Genomic DNA, 13,933 nt, shown 5'->3' on the forward strand with positions numbered 1-13,933 from the left:
CCGTGGCAAGACCCGTAACGCCGCGCCCGGGGCGTGATGTGACCGGTTCCCGCAGGTGAAGGGGGGCGCGCAGGGGTGGTGTCCGGGATACTAACGCGTGATTTGCGGCGGACGACCGCGGTCACCTGGCAACCGCGGTGACGACGCCGTAAATCGTGCATCCCGGATGCCACCCCGGAGCGACCCCCGTCAACAACTGCAACCCACGCCGGTGCCCCCGGGCGCGTCCGCGAAACGAACTCGGCGCACACCGAGTGCCCACACCACGGCCGCCCGCCGCGAGGCGCACCGCATCCCGGATGCCACCCCGGAGCGACCCCCTTCAACAACCGCGACCAACACCGGTGCACCCGGACCCGTCCGCGAAACGAACCCGGCGCACACCGAACGCCCCTACCACGGCCGCCCGCCGCGAGGCGCACCGCATCCCGGATGCCACCCCCGGGAGCGACCCCCGGCAACAACCGCAACCAACGGCCGCACACCCCAAACGCGTCAGCGAAACGCACCGCAGCGGCCACGCAGGGCCAAACCCACGGCCGCCCGCCGCGAGGCGTCAGCGCGTGGCCGACCGTACGATCGTGAAGACCGCGCCCTCCGGGTCGGCGACCGTCGCCAGCCGCCCCCGCTCGTCCTCGCGCGGCGGCCGAATCACCCTGCCCCCCAGCTCCGTCACCAAACGGGCCGCCTGGTCGGTGTCGTCCACCTCGAAGTACGTCATCCAGTGCGAGCCCCGCTCGCGGGCCGCCGAGTTGCCGACGCCGCGCAGTGAGGCGACCGGCCGTCCGTCCAGGAGCAGCGTCACGTAGTCGAAGTCGGCGGAGACGACCGCCTCCGTCTCGTAGTCGAAGAGAGCCTGGTAGAACTTGCCGACGAACGATGTCTCCCGAGTGACCAACTCGTTCCACACGGGCGTGCCATGGGCCCCCGCGATCGCGGTGCCGGTGTGCGCCCACGCCTGCCAGATCCCGAAGACGGCGCCCGACGGGTCCGAGGCCATGGCCATCCGGCCGGCTTCCTGCGCGTCGAGGGGCCCGACTCCGACCGTGCCGCCGCAGCTCCTGATCGTCTCGGCCGTCGCGTCGGCGTCGTCCGTCGCCAGATAGGTGGTCCAGGCGGTGGGCAGGTGGCGTTCCGGGGGCAGCCTGCCGATGCCGGCGACCTCGGCGCCGTCGAGCATCCCCCGGACGTACGGTCCGAGTTGCTGAGGTCCGGGCTGGAACTCCCAGCCGAACAGCTCGCCGTAGAACTTCTGTGTCGTGGCGAGACCGTGCACCATCAGGCTCACCCAACAGGGCGTCCCAGGTCTGCGCCGGATCGCTGCCTCGCTCATCGTCTCTCCTCGGACCATCGTTGGCCGGCCGTACGGCTGGACTGCTGGGGCCGTGCGGGGGCTGTGTGAGCCGGATCGCAGGCCGCGTACGCCCGGCCGTGCGCCCCCGGAGCGGATGCTTCCACCCCTGGCTCCACGGCGCCTACGGCCGCGCCGCTCTTGGCGCGATCTCATACGGCTGTTTACCGGATGTTCGACCCCGGTTACGAGTCGGGCGGACGGAGGCGGGGAAGGGCGTCAGGTGCGCGAGGATGGCGGGTATGACAGCCATCATCACCGCATCCGAACTCGCGAGCGAGTCGGCGGGGCCGCGTCCGCCCGTTCTCCTGGACGTCCGCTACGAGATGGGGGGACCGCCGGGGCGGCCCGCTTACGAGGCGGGGCACCTGCCGGGCGCCGTGTACGTCGACCTCGACGCGGAACTCGCTGCTCCGCCCGGTGCCGGAGGCCGTCATCCGCTGCCCGACCTCGGCGTCTTCGGTGCCGCGATGCGCAGCGCCGGTGTCTCGGCCGGCGTTCCCGTGGTGGTGTACGACGGCGGCCAGGGCTGGGCGGCGGCCCGCGCCTGGTGGCTGCTGCGCTGGTCGGGCCAGCGGGACGTACGGGTCCTGGACGGCGGTCTCGCCCAGTGGACTGGCGCGCTGACGACGACCGTACCGAGCCCGGACGAGGGGGACTTCCAGCCCGTACCCGGATCGATGCCGCTGCTCGACGCGGCGGGCGCCGCCGCGCTTGCCGGCGACGGGCTGCTGCTGGACGCCAGGGCCGGCGAGCGCTACCGGGGAGAGGTCGAGCCGATCGACCGGGTCGCCGGTCATATCCCCGGTGCCGTCTCCGCCCCCACGACGGAGAATATGGCTGAAAATGGCCGCTTTCTCCCCGCCTCCGATCTCGCGGCCCGCTTCGAGGCGCTGGGCGCCAAGGGCACCGAGGTGGGCGTCTACTGCGGCTCGGGTGTCTCGGCGGCGCAGGAGATCCTCGCCCTGGAGATCGCGGGGATCCCGGCCGCGCTCTACGCGGGCTCCTGGTCGGAGTGGTCGGCTGACGAGTCCCGTCCGGTGGCCACGGGCCCGGGACTCCGGTAGCGGCCGCGCCGGATTCCGTACGCACACCACGCGCAAGGCGCTCGTGGCGTACGGAACCCGGCGGCGCACCGCCCCCGCCCGCTACTCCTGCTTCTTACGGCGCGTGCCGAAGACGATCTCGTCCCAGCTCGGGACAGCGGCGCGGCGGCCGGGACGCACACCGTCCGCCTCGGCCTGACGGTCCGTCGTGCCGGTCAGCCGGTCACGGTGGCCCGCCACCGAACGCGGCATCAGCACATCCGCGTACGCGGAGCCCGCACCGGCGGAAGCGGCGGGTGCGATCGGCTCCTCGGCCTCCGGCTCGTCCGCCGGATCCGCCGACGGCGGCTCGGGCGGCGACTGCCGCTCGGGCACCACCATGTCGCCGCGGAAGCTCGGCACCGCTTCCAGCAGGCTCGTCAGGGAGTCCCGCTCGCTCAGCTCGTCCGGCTCGGGCGCGGTGGGCCGCTCCATCTGGCGGTCGAGGGAACGGTCCAGCGGCCTGTCGCGCGGCAGCCGTGCGATACGCGGGACGAACGGGAAGCTCGGCTCCTGCGTGGTGACGGTGTCGTCGGTGTCGCCGATCAGGGCGCGCGCCTCGTCGTCGACGGCCTGGACGAGCCGCCGGGGCGGGTCGTACGTCCAGCTCGCCGAGTGGGGTTCGCCGGCGACCAGGTAGACGAGCAGGACCTCCCAGGTCCCGTCGTCGCGCCGCCACGAGTCCCACTGGACCGTCTCCTTGGCGGCGCCCCGGAGCGTCAGGCGCTCCTGGACGGCCTCGCCGAGCTGTGGGCCGGCGTTCTCCCCCGGGCGTCGTACGGCTGTCTTCCTGGCCCGCTCAGCCATGAAGGCGCGCTCGGCGAGCACCGGTCCTTCGAAGCGGCGCACCCGGTCGACGGGGATCCCGGCCATCTGGGCGACCTCCTCGGCGGAGGCGCCTGCCCTTATACGGGCCTGGATGTCACGGGGCCTGAGGTGGCTCTCCACCTCGATCTCGATCTGACCGAGGCGGGCGCGGTCATTGCGCACGGCAGCGCGCAGCCGCTCATCGATCGGCAGCGTGTACTCCGTGCTGTCCGCAGCCTTGAGCACCAGTCGTGTGCCGTCGTTTGAGACGGCCACGACACGCAGTTCGGGCATGGGAACCTCCCGGGTGGTGCCTGCCGACGTCACGTGCGTCGCTGCTTCCGCTAGTCGAGTGTGGCCTGCCCGGGTGCAGCCTGCCACAACCTTGCCGTGTTGCCCGGCGTGTCGGGCGTTGGCCCTGGATCGCCGTTATGGCACGGTTACCTGTTTGCGACGCAGAGTGACGAACCTCGTCACTCTGTGCAGCAGGTGCCCGTACGGTGCCACGGCCCCGCCGGTCGAGTGCCGACTTCGGCCCCCTTCCGTAGGTCCCGGACACCCGCGAGAGAGTCCGGCCCCAGGGCTCGCCACAGTACTCCATTTGGACCATCCGGGTGGGGTGGCACGCCACCGAAGTTCTCCCTGACCACGGGAGTTTGGCCTTCGGAATGCTAATGGACGGGTGTGCTGCTTCACACAATCCACGGAAACGGAACTATTCACATCGCCCATCTGTCCCTTCCTGGTGCACGCTGGTACAGATGGGCAAGCAGGGGCTGGAGATGCATCAGAAGCTTGACAGCGGTGGCAAACAGGCCGATACCGGGGCAAATTACAAGGAGCGTCGGCTCGATCTGAGTCTTCCCCAGGTCGCGGGCAGTGCGCTCGCGGCGGTCGCCGCCGCGGTCCTCGCCTCCCAGCTCGGCCTGTACGGCACGATCATCGGTGCGGGTGTCGTCAGTGTGATCGCCACCTGCGGCGGTTCGATTTTTCAGCACCTGTTCCGGCGTACGGGTGAACAGATACGTGTGGTCACGGTCCAGGCGAAGCCGAGAGCCCGTCAGGTACCGGTCCGGGACGAGCGGGGCGATCCGTCCCGGCCGGTCGAGCAGTCGGTATGGACGGCTCCGCCGCCGACTTCCCCGCCGCCTTCGCCGGCCCTCAGCGAGGAGTTCGGCGAGGCGACCACGCACGGCACCCGGGTACGCGGCTGGAAGCGCCCGGCGGCCGCCGCCGTTGTCGTCTTCGTGATCGCGATGCTCGGTATCACCGGCTTCGAGCTGATCTCCGGTCAGGACCTGAGCGGCGGCAAGGGGACGACCGTCGGCTCCGTCGTCGGTGGCGGCGACCGGCACGCACCGGCGGGGCGCCCCTCCACGCCGGGCGGCCCCGATCAGGACCAACCGGGGGAGGGCCCATCGGGCAGCGGGAGCCCCACGGCGCCGAGCGGTTCGCCCAGCGACTCACCCGGTGGGAACCAGAGCGGCGCACCGGACACGGGTTCGGGGAGCGGGAGCAGCGGTACGGACGGCCACGGCGGCGGTCAGTCCCACGCGCCGACCCCCACGCCCTCGGGGTCCGGCGACCCGGCCACCCCGCCGACGACCGCCCCGACACCGACGCCTCCGGGCAAAACGGCGACGACCCCGCACTCCGGAGCCGGGGCAGGTGCGGGCGCAGGTGCCGGTACGGGAGCCACCGCCGGCGCCGGCGCACCCCGGCAGTGACCTGAGCCCCTGAGCCCCTGAGCCGCGCACCGCTCGGCGCCGGCCGCCAAGCGCTCGCCGGCCGCCGTACCGCCTGCCGCTCAGTCCCCGAGCACCCGCCGCAGATAGTCGTTGCCGAACAGCCGGTCCGGGTCGAGCCGGTCGCGTACGGCCGTGAACTCGTCGAAGCGCGGATAGGTCCCGGCCAGATACTCCGCGTCCCGGGTGTGCAGCTTGCCCCAGTGGGGCCGGCCGCCGTGCGCGGTCATGATCCGCTCCACCGCCGTGAAGTACGCGCGGTGGGGCGTGCCCCGGTAGAGGTGCACGGCGATGTACGCGCTCTCCCGCCCCGATGCCGTCGACAGCGGGATGTCGTCGGCGGGGGCCGTCCGTACCTCCACCGGAAAGCTCACCCGCAGGGGTGAGCGCTCTACCATCGCCTTGACCTCGCGGAGCGCGGCGACAGCGGCCTCGCGCGGGAGGGCGTACTCCATCTCGACAAAACGCACCCGGCGCGGAGACGTGAAGACCTTGTAGGGGATGTCCGTGTAGGTACGGGCGGAGAGCGCCCGGCTGAAGCCCTTGGCGAGCGACGGAATGACCGCCGGCACGGCCCGCCCCACCGAACTGGCGACCTGCAAACCGCCGTTGGAGAGCAACTCGTCCTCGAACCAGCCGCTGAACCGTCCCACCGGAGCGGCGGGACCGGCGCTGCGGTTGTTCCGCTTGATGTTGCAGTGGTCGGTGTGCGGGAACCAGTAGAACTCGAAGTGCTCGTTCTCGGCGGCGAGGGCGTCGAACTCCGACGTCACCTTGTCGAAGGTCATCGGCCCCTCCCGCGCCGTGAGCAGGAAGACCGGCTCGACGGCGAAGGTGAGCGCGCTGACCACCCCGAGCGCGCCGAGCCCGATCCTGGCGACGGTGAAGATCTCCGCGTTCTCGGTGGGGGAGCAGCGCAGCACGGAGCCGTCGGCCGTGACGATTTCCATGGCGCGGAGCTGAGCGGCGATCGAAGCCGACTCCCGGCCGGTGCCGTGCGTGCCGGTGGAGACGGCGCCCGCCGCGGTCTGCTCCATGATGTCGCCCATGTTGGTGAGCGACAGGCCCTCCCTGGCCAGCGCCACGTTCAGCCTGCGCAGCGAGGTGCCGGCCTCCACGGTGACGGTGCCCGCCGCCCGGTCGATCTCCCGGATGCCGGTCAGCAGTTCGGGCCGTACGAGCACACCGTCCGTGGACGCCGCGGCGGTGAAGGAGTGCCCCGTACCGACGGCCTTGACCTTCAGCCCGTCGTTGGCCGCCCTCCGGATGATCTGCGAGAGCTCGTCGACGGAGGCGGGCGACACCACACGGGCCGGGCGGACCTGCACGTTCCCGGCCCAGTTACGCCACGTGTTCCTGTTCGTCGTGTCTGTGCGGCTTTTCGTCATCGGTTCCATGCCCTCCCCGAGCGGGTCCCGGCGTCAGCCGGCGGTAGCCGAGGAACGCCACCAGGGCCGCGACGAGTCCGGCCGCCAAGGGGACCACGTACGCCGCGCGGGCACCGGCGGCGTCGACCACCGCGCCGGCGGCCGACGACCCGAGCGCCACACCGACCGCGAGCCCGGTGCTCGTCCAGGTCATTCCCTCGGTCAGGTTGGAGCGCGGTACGTGTGCCTCGACGAGGGCCATGGTCGTCACCATTGTCGGCGCGACGGCCAGGCCCGAGACGAAGAGCGCCACGGCCAGGAAGGGGAGGTTCCCGGCCAGTTGGAGGGGGATCATACTCACGGCCATCGCGCAGATGCCCAGGAGCCATCTCCGCGACGCCGCGCCTTTGAAGTGCAGCAGGCCGACCACCACCCCGGCGAGGCACGAGCCGAGCGCGTACACCGCGAGCACCAGACTCGCCGCCGCCTTGTGGCCCTGCTCCTGCGCGAAGGCCACCGTCGCCACGTCGACCGCGCCGAAGATCGCACCGCTCGCCACGAAGGTCAGCACCAGCACCCGCAGCCCGGGGGAGCGGAGGGCCGATCCCGAACCGTGCTGCTCCCGGGGCTCTGGGACGGGCTCGGTGCCCCGCTGCGCCGTGAGCGCGAGGACTCCGACGACCAGGATCGCTGCGGCGAGCAGCGGGCCCGCCTCGGGGAACCACGCGGTCGAGAGACCGATGGAGACGATCGGACCGAAGATGAAGCAGACCTCGTCGAGGATCGACTCCCAGGCGTAGGCGGCGTGCAGTTCGCGGGCCGAGCCCCGGTAGATCTCGGCCCAGCGCGCCCGCACCATCGAGCCGACGCTCGGCACACAGCCCGCGCCCGCCGTGAAGACGAAGAGCGTCCACTCGGGGGCGCCCTGCTGTGCGCAGAGCAGCAGTCCGGCGATGGCGGCGACCGAGACCAGGGTCGCCGGGCGCAGCACCCGCCGCTGGCCGTGCCGGTCGACGAGCCGGGAGATCTGCGGGCCCAGCGCCGCCGCCGAGAGGGCGAGGGTGGCGGAGAGCGCGCCGGCGAGACCGTATCGCCCGGTGAGCTGCGAGATCATGGTCACGATGCCGATGCCGGTCATGGACAGCGGCAGCCTGCCGAGAAGACCGGCCGCGCTGAAGCCCTTGGTGCCGGGAGCAGCGAAAATCGCGCGATAGGGACTGGGCAACGGACGCTCCGGTAAGCAGTGACAGGGCCGAAGGCAGCTTACGGGTGCCGGGGCCGACGCGCCGCCCGGTTTCCAGCCGATCGGGACGGGTGGCAGGATCAAAACATGCCCGAACAGCTTGTCACCGCCCCCTATGACGCCCTGCTCCTGCTGTCCTTCGGCGGCCCCGAGGGCCCGGACGACGTGGTCCCGTTCCTGGAGAACGTGACGCGCGGCCGCGGCATCCCGAGGGAGCGGCTCAAGGAGGTCGGGAAGCACTACTTCCTGTTCGGCGGGGTCAGCCCGATCAACGAACAGAATCGCGCCCTGCTCGACGCGCTGCGGAAGGACTTCGCGGGACACGGCCTGGACCTGCCGGTCTACTGGGGCAACCGGAACTGGGCGCCGTACCTCACCGACACCCTGCGCGAGATGGTCGCCGACGGCCGCCGCCGGATCGCGGTCCTCGCGACCAGCGCGTACGCGTCGTACTCGGGCTGCCGCCAGTACCGCGAGAACCTCGCCGAGGCGCTGGCCACCCTTGAGGCCGAGGGACTGGAACCGCCCCGCGTCGACAAGCTGCGGCACTACTTCAACCACCCGGGTTTCCTGCGGCCGATGACGGAGAGCGTGCTGGCCTCGCTCGGGGACCTGCCCGAGGGCGTACGCGCCGGGGCGCACCTCGCCTTCACCACCCACTCCATCCCGGAGGCGGCCGCTGACACCTCGGGACCGGTGGAGGACCACGGCGAGGGCGGCGCGTATGTCGCCCAGCACCTCGACGCCGCCCGGCTGATCGTGGAAGCCGTACGCGAGGAGACCGGCGTCGAACACCCCTGGCGCCTCGTCTACCAGTCGCGCAGCGGCGCCCCGCACATCCCGTGGCTGGAGCCGGACATCTGCGACCACCTGGAGAAGCTGCACGGCGAGGGCGTCCCGGCGGTCGTGATGGCGCCGATCGGCTTCGTCTCCGACCACATGGAAGTCCTGTACGACCTCGACACCGAGGCCACGGCCAAGGCGGCGGAACTCGGCCTGCCGGTACGCCGCTCCGCCACGGTCGGCGCCGACCCGCGCTTCGCCGCCGCCGTACGGGACCTCGTCGTCGAACGCGCCGCGACCGAACGGGGACGCTCCGTGGAGCGCTGCGCGCTCGGTTCGCTCGGCGCGAGCCACGACCTGTGCCCTTCCGGCTGCTGCCCGGCCCGTACCCCCAAGCCCGCAGCCGCGGGCGCCGACAGCCCGTACGCCTGAAGGAGCCGCGCCGTGCCCGACGCCGAGACCGATCCCGAGACCACTCCGACGAGTGAACTGCTCGCCCTCGCCCTGGAAGCCGCCCGCAGGGCCGGAGCGCTGCTGCGCGACGGCCGGCCCGACGATCTGACCGTCGCCGCCACGAAGTCGAGCCCCATCGACGTCGTCACCGAGATGGACATCGCGGCCGAGAAGCTGATCACCACCTATCTGAGTGACCGGCGGCCCGACGACGGGTTCCTCGGTGAGGAGGGCGCCAGCTCGGAGGGCAGCAGCGGCATCCGCTGGGTCATCGACCCGCTGGACGGCACCGTCAACTACCTCTACGGGCTGCCCACCTGGTCCGTGTCCGTCGCCGCCGAACGGGACGGCGAGACACTCGTCGGGGTGGTCGAGGTCCCGATGCGCCGTGAGACCTTCCGCGCGGTGCTGGGCGGCGGAGCGTATCTGAACGACCGTCCGGTCGGCTGCCGTCCCGCCCCGCCGCTGGAACAGGCGCTGGTGGCCACCGGATTCAACTACGTGACCACGGTCCGTACCCACCAGGCGGCGATCGCGGCCCGGCTGATCCCGCGACTCCGGGACATCAGGCGCGGCGGCTCGGCAGCCATCGACCTCTGCGACGTCGCCGCGGGCCGGCTCGACGGCTACTTCGAACGCGGCCTGTTCCCCTGGGACCTCGCCGCAGGCGATCTCATCGCCAGGGAGGCCGGCGCGCTGACCGGCGGCCGGCCGGGGAACCCGCCGACCGGTGAACTCACCGTGGCCGCGACACCGGGCGTCTTCGAGCCGCTCCAGGCACTGCTGGAGGAGTACGGCGCCTGGCACGACGGAGACGCGTGACCACACGCGGTCACCGGACTCGTACGCACCGAAGCCCGTACGCAGAGAAGGGCCCCGGCGCCGTCCCCTCGGCGCCGGGGCCCTTCTCTGCGTGGATCTCGCTCTGTACGGCTCGGGTATGCGGTCAGACGCTTGCCGCGCCGACCTCCACACCGTGTTCGGCGGCGAGCCTGCGGAGGTCGTCCAGCTCTTCCTGCTCGACATCCGCGAGGAAGTCGTCGCCCGTCTCGCGAGCTCGTGTGAGGTCTGTCTCCGTGGCCTTTATGCGCTGCATGAGTCCTGCGGTGAAAGCGTCCATTGCGCCCCCTCGGCGTGAGTCGGTGGCACGGGGCTGTGCCGACGTCTGATCTGTGGCACGGGGGTGTGCCGACGACGGGCGATCGCGCACCTCTGCCTCTGGAAAGACAGAACGGGCCGGGAAATGCCACGTACCGGGCGCGATCTCGGGTGTGAACTCGTCATCCCCCGAGGCCGTCTTCCAGAAACCTCAACTGTTCAAAGAATCCGGTCCATTCCCGGACGTGCCAGGTCGTCCGGCATCGTCTTACCGCCGGTTTATGGGCGTAACGGGCAGGATGGAGAAGCACAACCAGTGCTACTACCTGCCCTGATCCCGTGGATCTCGCCGATCCCGGGTGCCGGGCCCAGTGGAAGGAACAGCGACGTGCGCGTACTCGTCGTCGAGGACGAGCAACTGCTCGCCGATGCGGTGGCCACCGGACTTCGCCGGGAGGCCATGGCCGTCGACGTCGTGTACGACGGCGCCGCGGCCCTGGAGCGTGTCGGGGTCAACGACTACGACGTAGTGGTGCTCGACCGCGACCTCCCGCTGGTCCACGGGGACGACGTCTGCCGGAAGATCGTCGAGCTGGGGATGCCCACCCGGGTCCTCATGCTCACGGCGTCGGGCGATGTCAGCGACCGTGTCGAAGGCCTTGAGCTGGGCGCCGACGACTACCTTCCCAAGCCCTTCGCCTTCAGTGAGCTGACGGCCCGGGTGCGGGCGCTCGGCCGTCGTACGACGGTCCCGCTGCCGCCCGTACTGGAGCGCTCCGGGATCAAACTCGACCCCAACCGCCGCGAGGTCTTCAGGGACGGCAGGGAGATCCAGCTCGCCCCGAAGGAGTTCGCGGTGCTTGAGGTCCTGATGCGCAGCGAGGGCGCGGTCGTCTCGGCCGAGCAGCTCCTGGAAAAGGCATGGGACGAGAACACCGATCCGTTCACCAACGTCGTCCGGGTCACGGTCATGACGCTGCGCCGCAAGCTCGGCGAGCCCGCCGTGATCGTCACCGTCCCCGGTTCCGGCTACCGGATCTGACGGTGGCATCCTCCCCGGCGCCCCCGGCGGCGCCCCCGAAACCGAGCTGGGATCCCAGACGGGCGGAGCAGACGCTGCCCTGGGTACGCCCGACCATCCGGATACGCCTGACGCTGCTCTACGGCGGCATGTTCCTGATCGCCGGCATCCTGCTGCTGTCGATCATCTACCTGCTGGCGGCGCAGGCCCTGGACGTGGGCAGCGAGCTGCCTTTCAAGATCGTGCGCGGTCAGGTGACCAGCGACATCTGCAACTTCCCGTCGGGCGCGCAGCCCGACCAGTTCAACGTACTGATGAACAGTTGCGTCAACCACCAGCGCCAGGAGGCGCTCGACAACCTGCTCACCCGCTCGCTCTTCGCGCTGGTCGGCCTCAGCATCATCGCGTTCGCCTTCGGCTACGCGATGGCGGGCCGCGTCCTGTCGCCGCTCGGCCGGATCACCCGTACGGCGCGCCGCGTGGTCGGCTCCGACCTGGCGCGCCGGATCGAGCTGGACGGCCCCGACGACGAGCTGAAGGAGCTGGCCGACACCTTCGACGAGATGCTGGAGCGGCTGGAGCGCGCCTTCACCGCCCAGCAGCGCTTCGTCGCCAACGCCTCGCACGAACTGCGTACGCCGCTCGCGATCAACAGGACACTGCTGGAGGTCCATCTCTCGGACCCGGCGGCGCCCGCCGAGCTCCAGCAGCTCGGCAAGACCCTGCTGGCCACCAACGAGCGCAGTGAGCAGCTTGTGGAGGGCCTGCTGCTGCTCGCCCGCAGCGACAACCAGCTCGTCGAGCGAAAACCGGTCGATCTCGCCGAGGTCGCCACCCGCGCGGTGGACCAGGCGCTGGGCGAGGCCCAGCAGAAGGGCGTGGAGATCCGTACGGAGTGTGTTCCGGCGGTCGTGCAGGGCAACGGCGTGCTGCTGGAGCGGATCGCCCTGAACCTCGTACAGAATGCCGTCCGGTACAACGTCCCCGAGGAAGGCTGGGTGGAGGTTTCCACCGAGCTTCAGCAGGGTCAGGCGGTCCTGGTGGTATCGAACACAGGTCCCGTCGTTCCCGCTTACGAGGTCGACAATCTCTTCGAGCCCTTCCGGCGGCTGCGTACGGAGCGGACCGGCAGCGACAAGGGCGTGGGCCTCGGCCTCTCGATCGCCCGTTCCGTCGCGCGCGCCCACGGCGGCCGTATCATCGCGGAGCCCCGCGAGGGCGGCGGGCTCGTGATGCGCGTCACCCTCCCGGTCTGAGATGCTGCACGCCGACATCAGGTCACGGAATGCTTTGTTCGCTTTGCGCGGAATCTCCGTGGCATATTTCGGGTCCGGCCGTGTGTGATCGATCACAAGGCAGGGTTCCCGCTTTCCACACTCCGTGATCAAGCCTCCACCGGAAAGCCGGTATAAGTCCGGGTTTCCGGAGGTCAGGATTACGGGAAGTACACGGGGTGACGCCCGTGAAGCGCGGCCTCCGGACCGTGTACGGTCCCCTTCGCCACCCGAAGCCGATCACTCATGAGGAGTGCGGTTGGGTGTCGATTGAGTAACAGACCTTGATGTGAGGCAAAATCTCCGCCTCAGGTCGGGCACAAGTCCGGCCTCTCACGCGTTACGTGCGCTGAGACACCACAAGAACCCAGAGGGGGAGAGCGACATGGCAACGGATTACGACACCCCACGCAAGACCGATGACGACGTCGATCAGGACAGCCTTGAGGAACTGAAGGCCCGTCGGAACGACAAGTCGACTTCAGCGGTCGACGTCGACGAGTTCGAGCAGGCCGAAGGCCTCGAACTGCCCGGCGCGGATCTCTCCAACGAGGAGTTGTCCGTCCGGGTCCTGCCCAGGCAGGCCGACGAGTTCACCTGCATGAGCTGCTTCCTGGTGCACCACAGGTCACAGCTCTCACGGGAGAAGAACGGTCAGCCCATCTGCCGCGACTGCGACTGAGGTCGGGCCGCCGTGGCAGGCGACACACCGTCCCGGAAACGGCGCTTCCGGCGCGACTCCTCACCGGAGGCGCCCGAGGGCGGCACAGGCCAGTCAGAAGACGTCTTGTCGACTGCTGAGCCCTCCGCCCCCGTGCCTCATACCGGCGAGGGAGACGACGAGCGGGGCCCCAGGGCCTCGCTCGAAGTGGCCGGGCCGGTCGGGACGTCCGTCGAGGGCGTCGGCGACCGTGATCTGGAGAATCAGCACCAGGAGAACGACGAGCACGACGAGCACGACGAGCACGGCGGAGACGGCGACCCCCGGACCAAGGGACGCCGGCTGGACGCCGTGAAACGGGGGGTACGCAGGTCAGGAGTGGGCGCCAAGGCGGCGCTCGGCGTGATCGCCGACCGGATCATCGACAACGCTCCGCGCATCCCTGTGCGCGACCTGGCCACCCTGCGCAAGCAGTTCCCCGGCCTGGGGCCGGAGGAGCTGGCCGACAAGCTGGTCGCGGGCGCGGCGAACAGCAGCTCGACGGTGGGTGCCGGAATCGGCGCCGCCGCGATGCTGCCCGTACCGCCCGCGATGCCGGCCGAGCTGGCGGCCGAGATCACCGCCGTGGCGGCGGTCGAGCTGAAGCTCATCGCTGAGCTGCACGAGGTCTACGGCCTCAGACCGCCCGGAAATCTGCGCGAGCGCAGTGTCGCGTACCTGACCGCGTGGACGGAGGAGCGCGGGGTCGACCTCACCAAACCGAAGACCTTCAACGCCGCGCTCGGCAGCCAGATGAAGCGCGAGCTGCGGCAGCAGATCATGAAGCGCACGGTCCGCAGCCTGCCGAACCTGATCCCGTTCATGGTCGGCGCCGCCGTCGGCGCCCTGATGAACCGCCGCGACACCCAGAAGGTGGCGGCGCGGGTCAGGGAGGATCTGCGCGCCCGGCGGATCGGCTGGACCGACCTGCCCGAGCTTCCCCCGCTCGAACAGCCCGGGGAGCTGCCGCCGGGTCTGCCCAAGGAGCTGGGCAGCTAGCGGCTCC

13 protein-coding genes are annotated in these 13,933 nt (G+C 70.7%); 8 read left to right on the plus strand and 5 right to left on the minus strand.

Annotation, left to right across the window (positions count from 1 at the left end; all coding sequences use genetic code 11):
• Positions 1–556: 556 nt before the first annotated feature.
• On the minus strand, positions 557–1,333 hold the full coding sequence (locus QR77_RS31320) for a VOC family protein (RefSeq protein ID WP_078877369.1): 777 nt from the start codon (positions 1,331–1,333) through the stop codon (positions 557–559).
• A 251-nt stretch (positions 1,334–1,584) separates the two neighbouring features.
• On the opposite strand from QR77_RS31320, the gene QR77_RS31325 reads away from it, so the two are divergent.
• Positions 1,585–2,418 (plus strand): sulfurtransferase, encoded by an 834-nt coding sequence (locus QR77_RS31325; RefSeq protein ID WP_078877370.1) that lies wholly within the window; start codon positions 1,585–1,587, stop codon positions 2,416–2,418.
• Between the two features lie 81 nt (positions 2,419–2,499).
• Here the strand turns inward: QR77_RS31325 and sepH are convergent, their stop codons facing one another.
• Positions 2,500–3,537, minus strand: a complete 1,038-nt coding sequence (gene sepH / locus QR77_RS31330) for a septation protein SepH (protein WP_040025411.1) — start codon at positions 3,535–3,537, stop codon at positions 2,500–2,502.
• Between the two features lie 467 nt (positions 3,538–4,004).
• Here sepH and QR77_RS31335 point away from each other — a divergent pair, with 467 nt between their 5' ends.
• Positions 4,005–4,970 (plus strand): hypothetical protein, encoded by a 966-nt coding sequence (locus QR77_RS31335; protein WP_236710869.1) that lies wholly within the window; start codon positions 4,005–4,007, stop codon positions 4,968–4,970.
• A gap of 80 nt (positions 4,971–5,050) precedes the next feature.
• Here the strand turns inward: QR77_RS31335 and QR77_RS31340 are convergent, their stop codons facing one another.
• Positions 5,051–6,376: a D-arabinono-1,4-lactone oxidase gene (locus QR77_RS31340; RefSeq protein ID WP_040025416.1), complete on the minus strand. Its 1,326-nt coding sequence runs from the start codon at positions 6,374–6,376 to the stop codon at positions 5,051–5,053.
• Positions 6,330–7,580 carry an MFS transporter gene (locus QR77_RS31345; protein WP_040025417.1) on the minus strand — a complete coding sequence of 417 codons (1,251 nt, stop codon included), beginning with the start codon at positions 7,578–7,580 and terminating at the stop codon, positions 6,330–6,332. The genes QR77_RS31340 and QR77_RS31345 overlap by 47 nt, the downstream gene beginning before the upstream one ends.
• 105 nt (positions 7,581–7,685) lie before the next feature.
• On the opposite strand from QR77_RS31345, the gene QR77_RS31350 reads away from it, so the two are divergent.
• Together QR77_RS31350 and QR77_RS31355 are read left to right on the plus strand one after the other, a co-directional pair.
• Positions 7,686–8,813, plus strand: coding sequence for a ferrochelatase (locus QR77_RS31350; protein ID WP_040025419.1), 1,128 nt, complete (start codon positions 7,686–7,688; stop codon positions 8,811–8,813).
• A gap of 12 nt (positions 8,814–8,825) precedes the next feature.
• Positions 8,826–9,656, plus strand: coding sequence for an inositol monophosphatase family protein (locus QR77_RS31355; protein WP_052489169.1), 831 nt, complete (start codon positions 8,826–8,828; stop codon positions 9,654–9,656).
• Between the two features lie 124 nt (positions 9,657–9,780).
• On the opposite strand, the gene QR77_RS47595 is transcribed toward QR77_RS31355, so the two are convergent.
• A complete protein-coding gene (locus QR77_RS47595; RefSeq protein ID WP_173476383.1) occupies positions 9,781–9,954 on the minus strand; it encodes a hypothetical protein in 174 nt (57 codons plus the stop codon).
• A gap of 366 nt (positions 9,955–10,320) precedes the next feature.
• Here QR77_RS47595 and QR77_RS31360 point away from each other — a divergent pair, with 366 nt between their 5' ends.
• The 4 genes from QR77_RS31360 to QR77_RS31375 all read left to right on the plus strand — a co-directional run bounded on the left by QR77_RS31360 (position 10,321) and on the right by QR77_RS31375 (position 13,926).
• Positions 10,321–10,974 (plus strand): response regulator transcription factor, encoded by a 654-nt coding sequence (locus QR77_RS31360; protein ID WP_040025420.1) that lies wholly within the window; start codon positions 10,321–10,323, stop codon positions 10,972–10,974.
• A 2-nt stretch (positions 10,975–10,976) separates the two neighbouring features.
• Positions 10,977–12,209, plus strand: a complete 1,233-nt coding sequence (locus QR77_RS31365; protein ID WP_040025421.1) for a HAMP domain-containing sensor histidine kinase — start codon at positions 10,977–10,979, stop codon at positions 12,207–12,209.
• Positions 12,210–12,612: 403 nt separating this feature from the next.
• Complete coding sequence (locus QR77_RS31370) at positions 12,613–12,909, plus strand: DUF4193 domain-containing protein (RefSeq protein WP_030902691.1); 297 nt, start codon at positions 12,613–12,615, stop codon at positions 12,907–12,909.
• Positions 12,910–12,921: 12 nt separating this feature from the next.
• Entirely contained in the window at positions 12,922–13,926 is a 1,005-nt protein-coding gene (locus tag QR77_RS31375) for a hypothetical protein (protein WP_040025424.1), read from the plus strand.
• Positions 13,927–13,933: the final 7 nt, after the last annotated feature.

The organism is Streptomyces sp. 150FB (assembly GCF_000818195.1).
Lineage (GTDB): Bacteria > Actinomycetota > Actinomycetes > Streptomycetales > Streptomycetaceae > Streptomyces.

Coding starts and splice junctions, on each gene's coding strand:
- QR77_RS31320 (WP_078877369.1), bottom strand. CDS start 1,333: ATGAGCGAGGCAGCGATCCGGCGCAGACCTGGGACGCCCTGTTGGGTG.
- QR77_RS31325 (WP_078877370.1), top strand. CDS start 1,585: ATGGCGGGTATGACAGCCATCATCACCGCATCCGAACTCGCGAGCGAG.
- sepH (WP_040025411.1), bottom strand. CDS start 3,537: ATGCCCGAACTGCGTGTCGTGGCCGTCTCAAACGACGGCACACGACTG.
- QR77_RS31335 (WP_236710869.1), top strand. CDS start 4,005: ATGGGCAAGCAGGGGCTGGAGATGCATCAGAAGCTTGACAGCGGTGGC.
- QR77_RS31340 (WP_040025416.1), bottom strand. CDS start 6,376: ATGACGAAAAGCCGCACAGACACGACGAACAGGAACACGTGGCGTAAC.
- QR77_RS31350 (WP_040025419.1), top strand. CDS start 7,686: ATGCCCGAACAGCTTGTCACCGCCCCCTATGACGCCCTGCTCCTGCTG.
- QR77_RS47595 (WP_173476383.1), bottom strand. CDS start 9,954: ATGGACGCTTTCACCGCAGGACTCATGCAGCGCATAAAGGCCACGGAG.
- QR77_RS31370 (WP_030902691.1), top strand. CDS start 12,613: ATGGCAACGGATTACGACACCCCACGCAAGACCGATGACGACGTCGAT.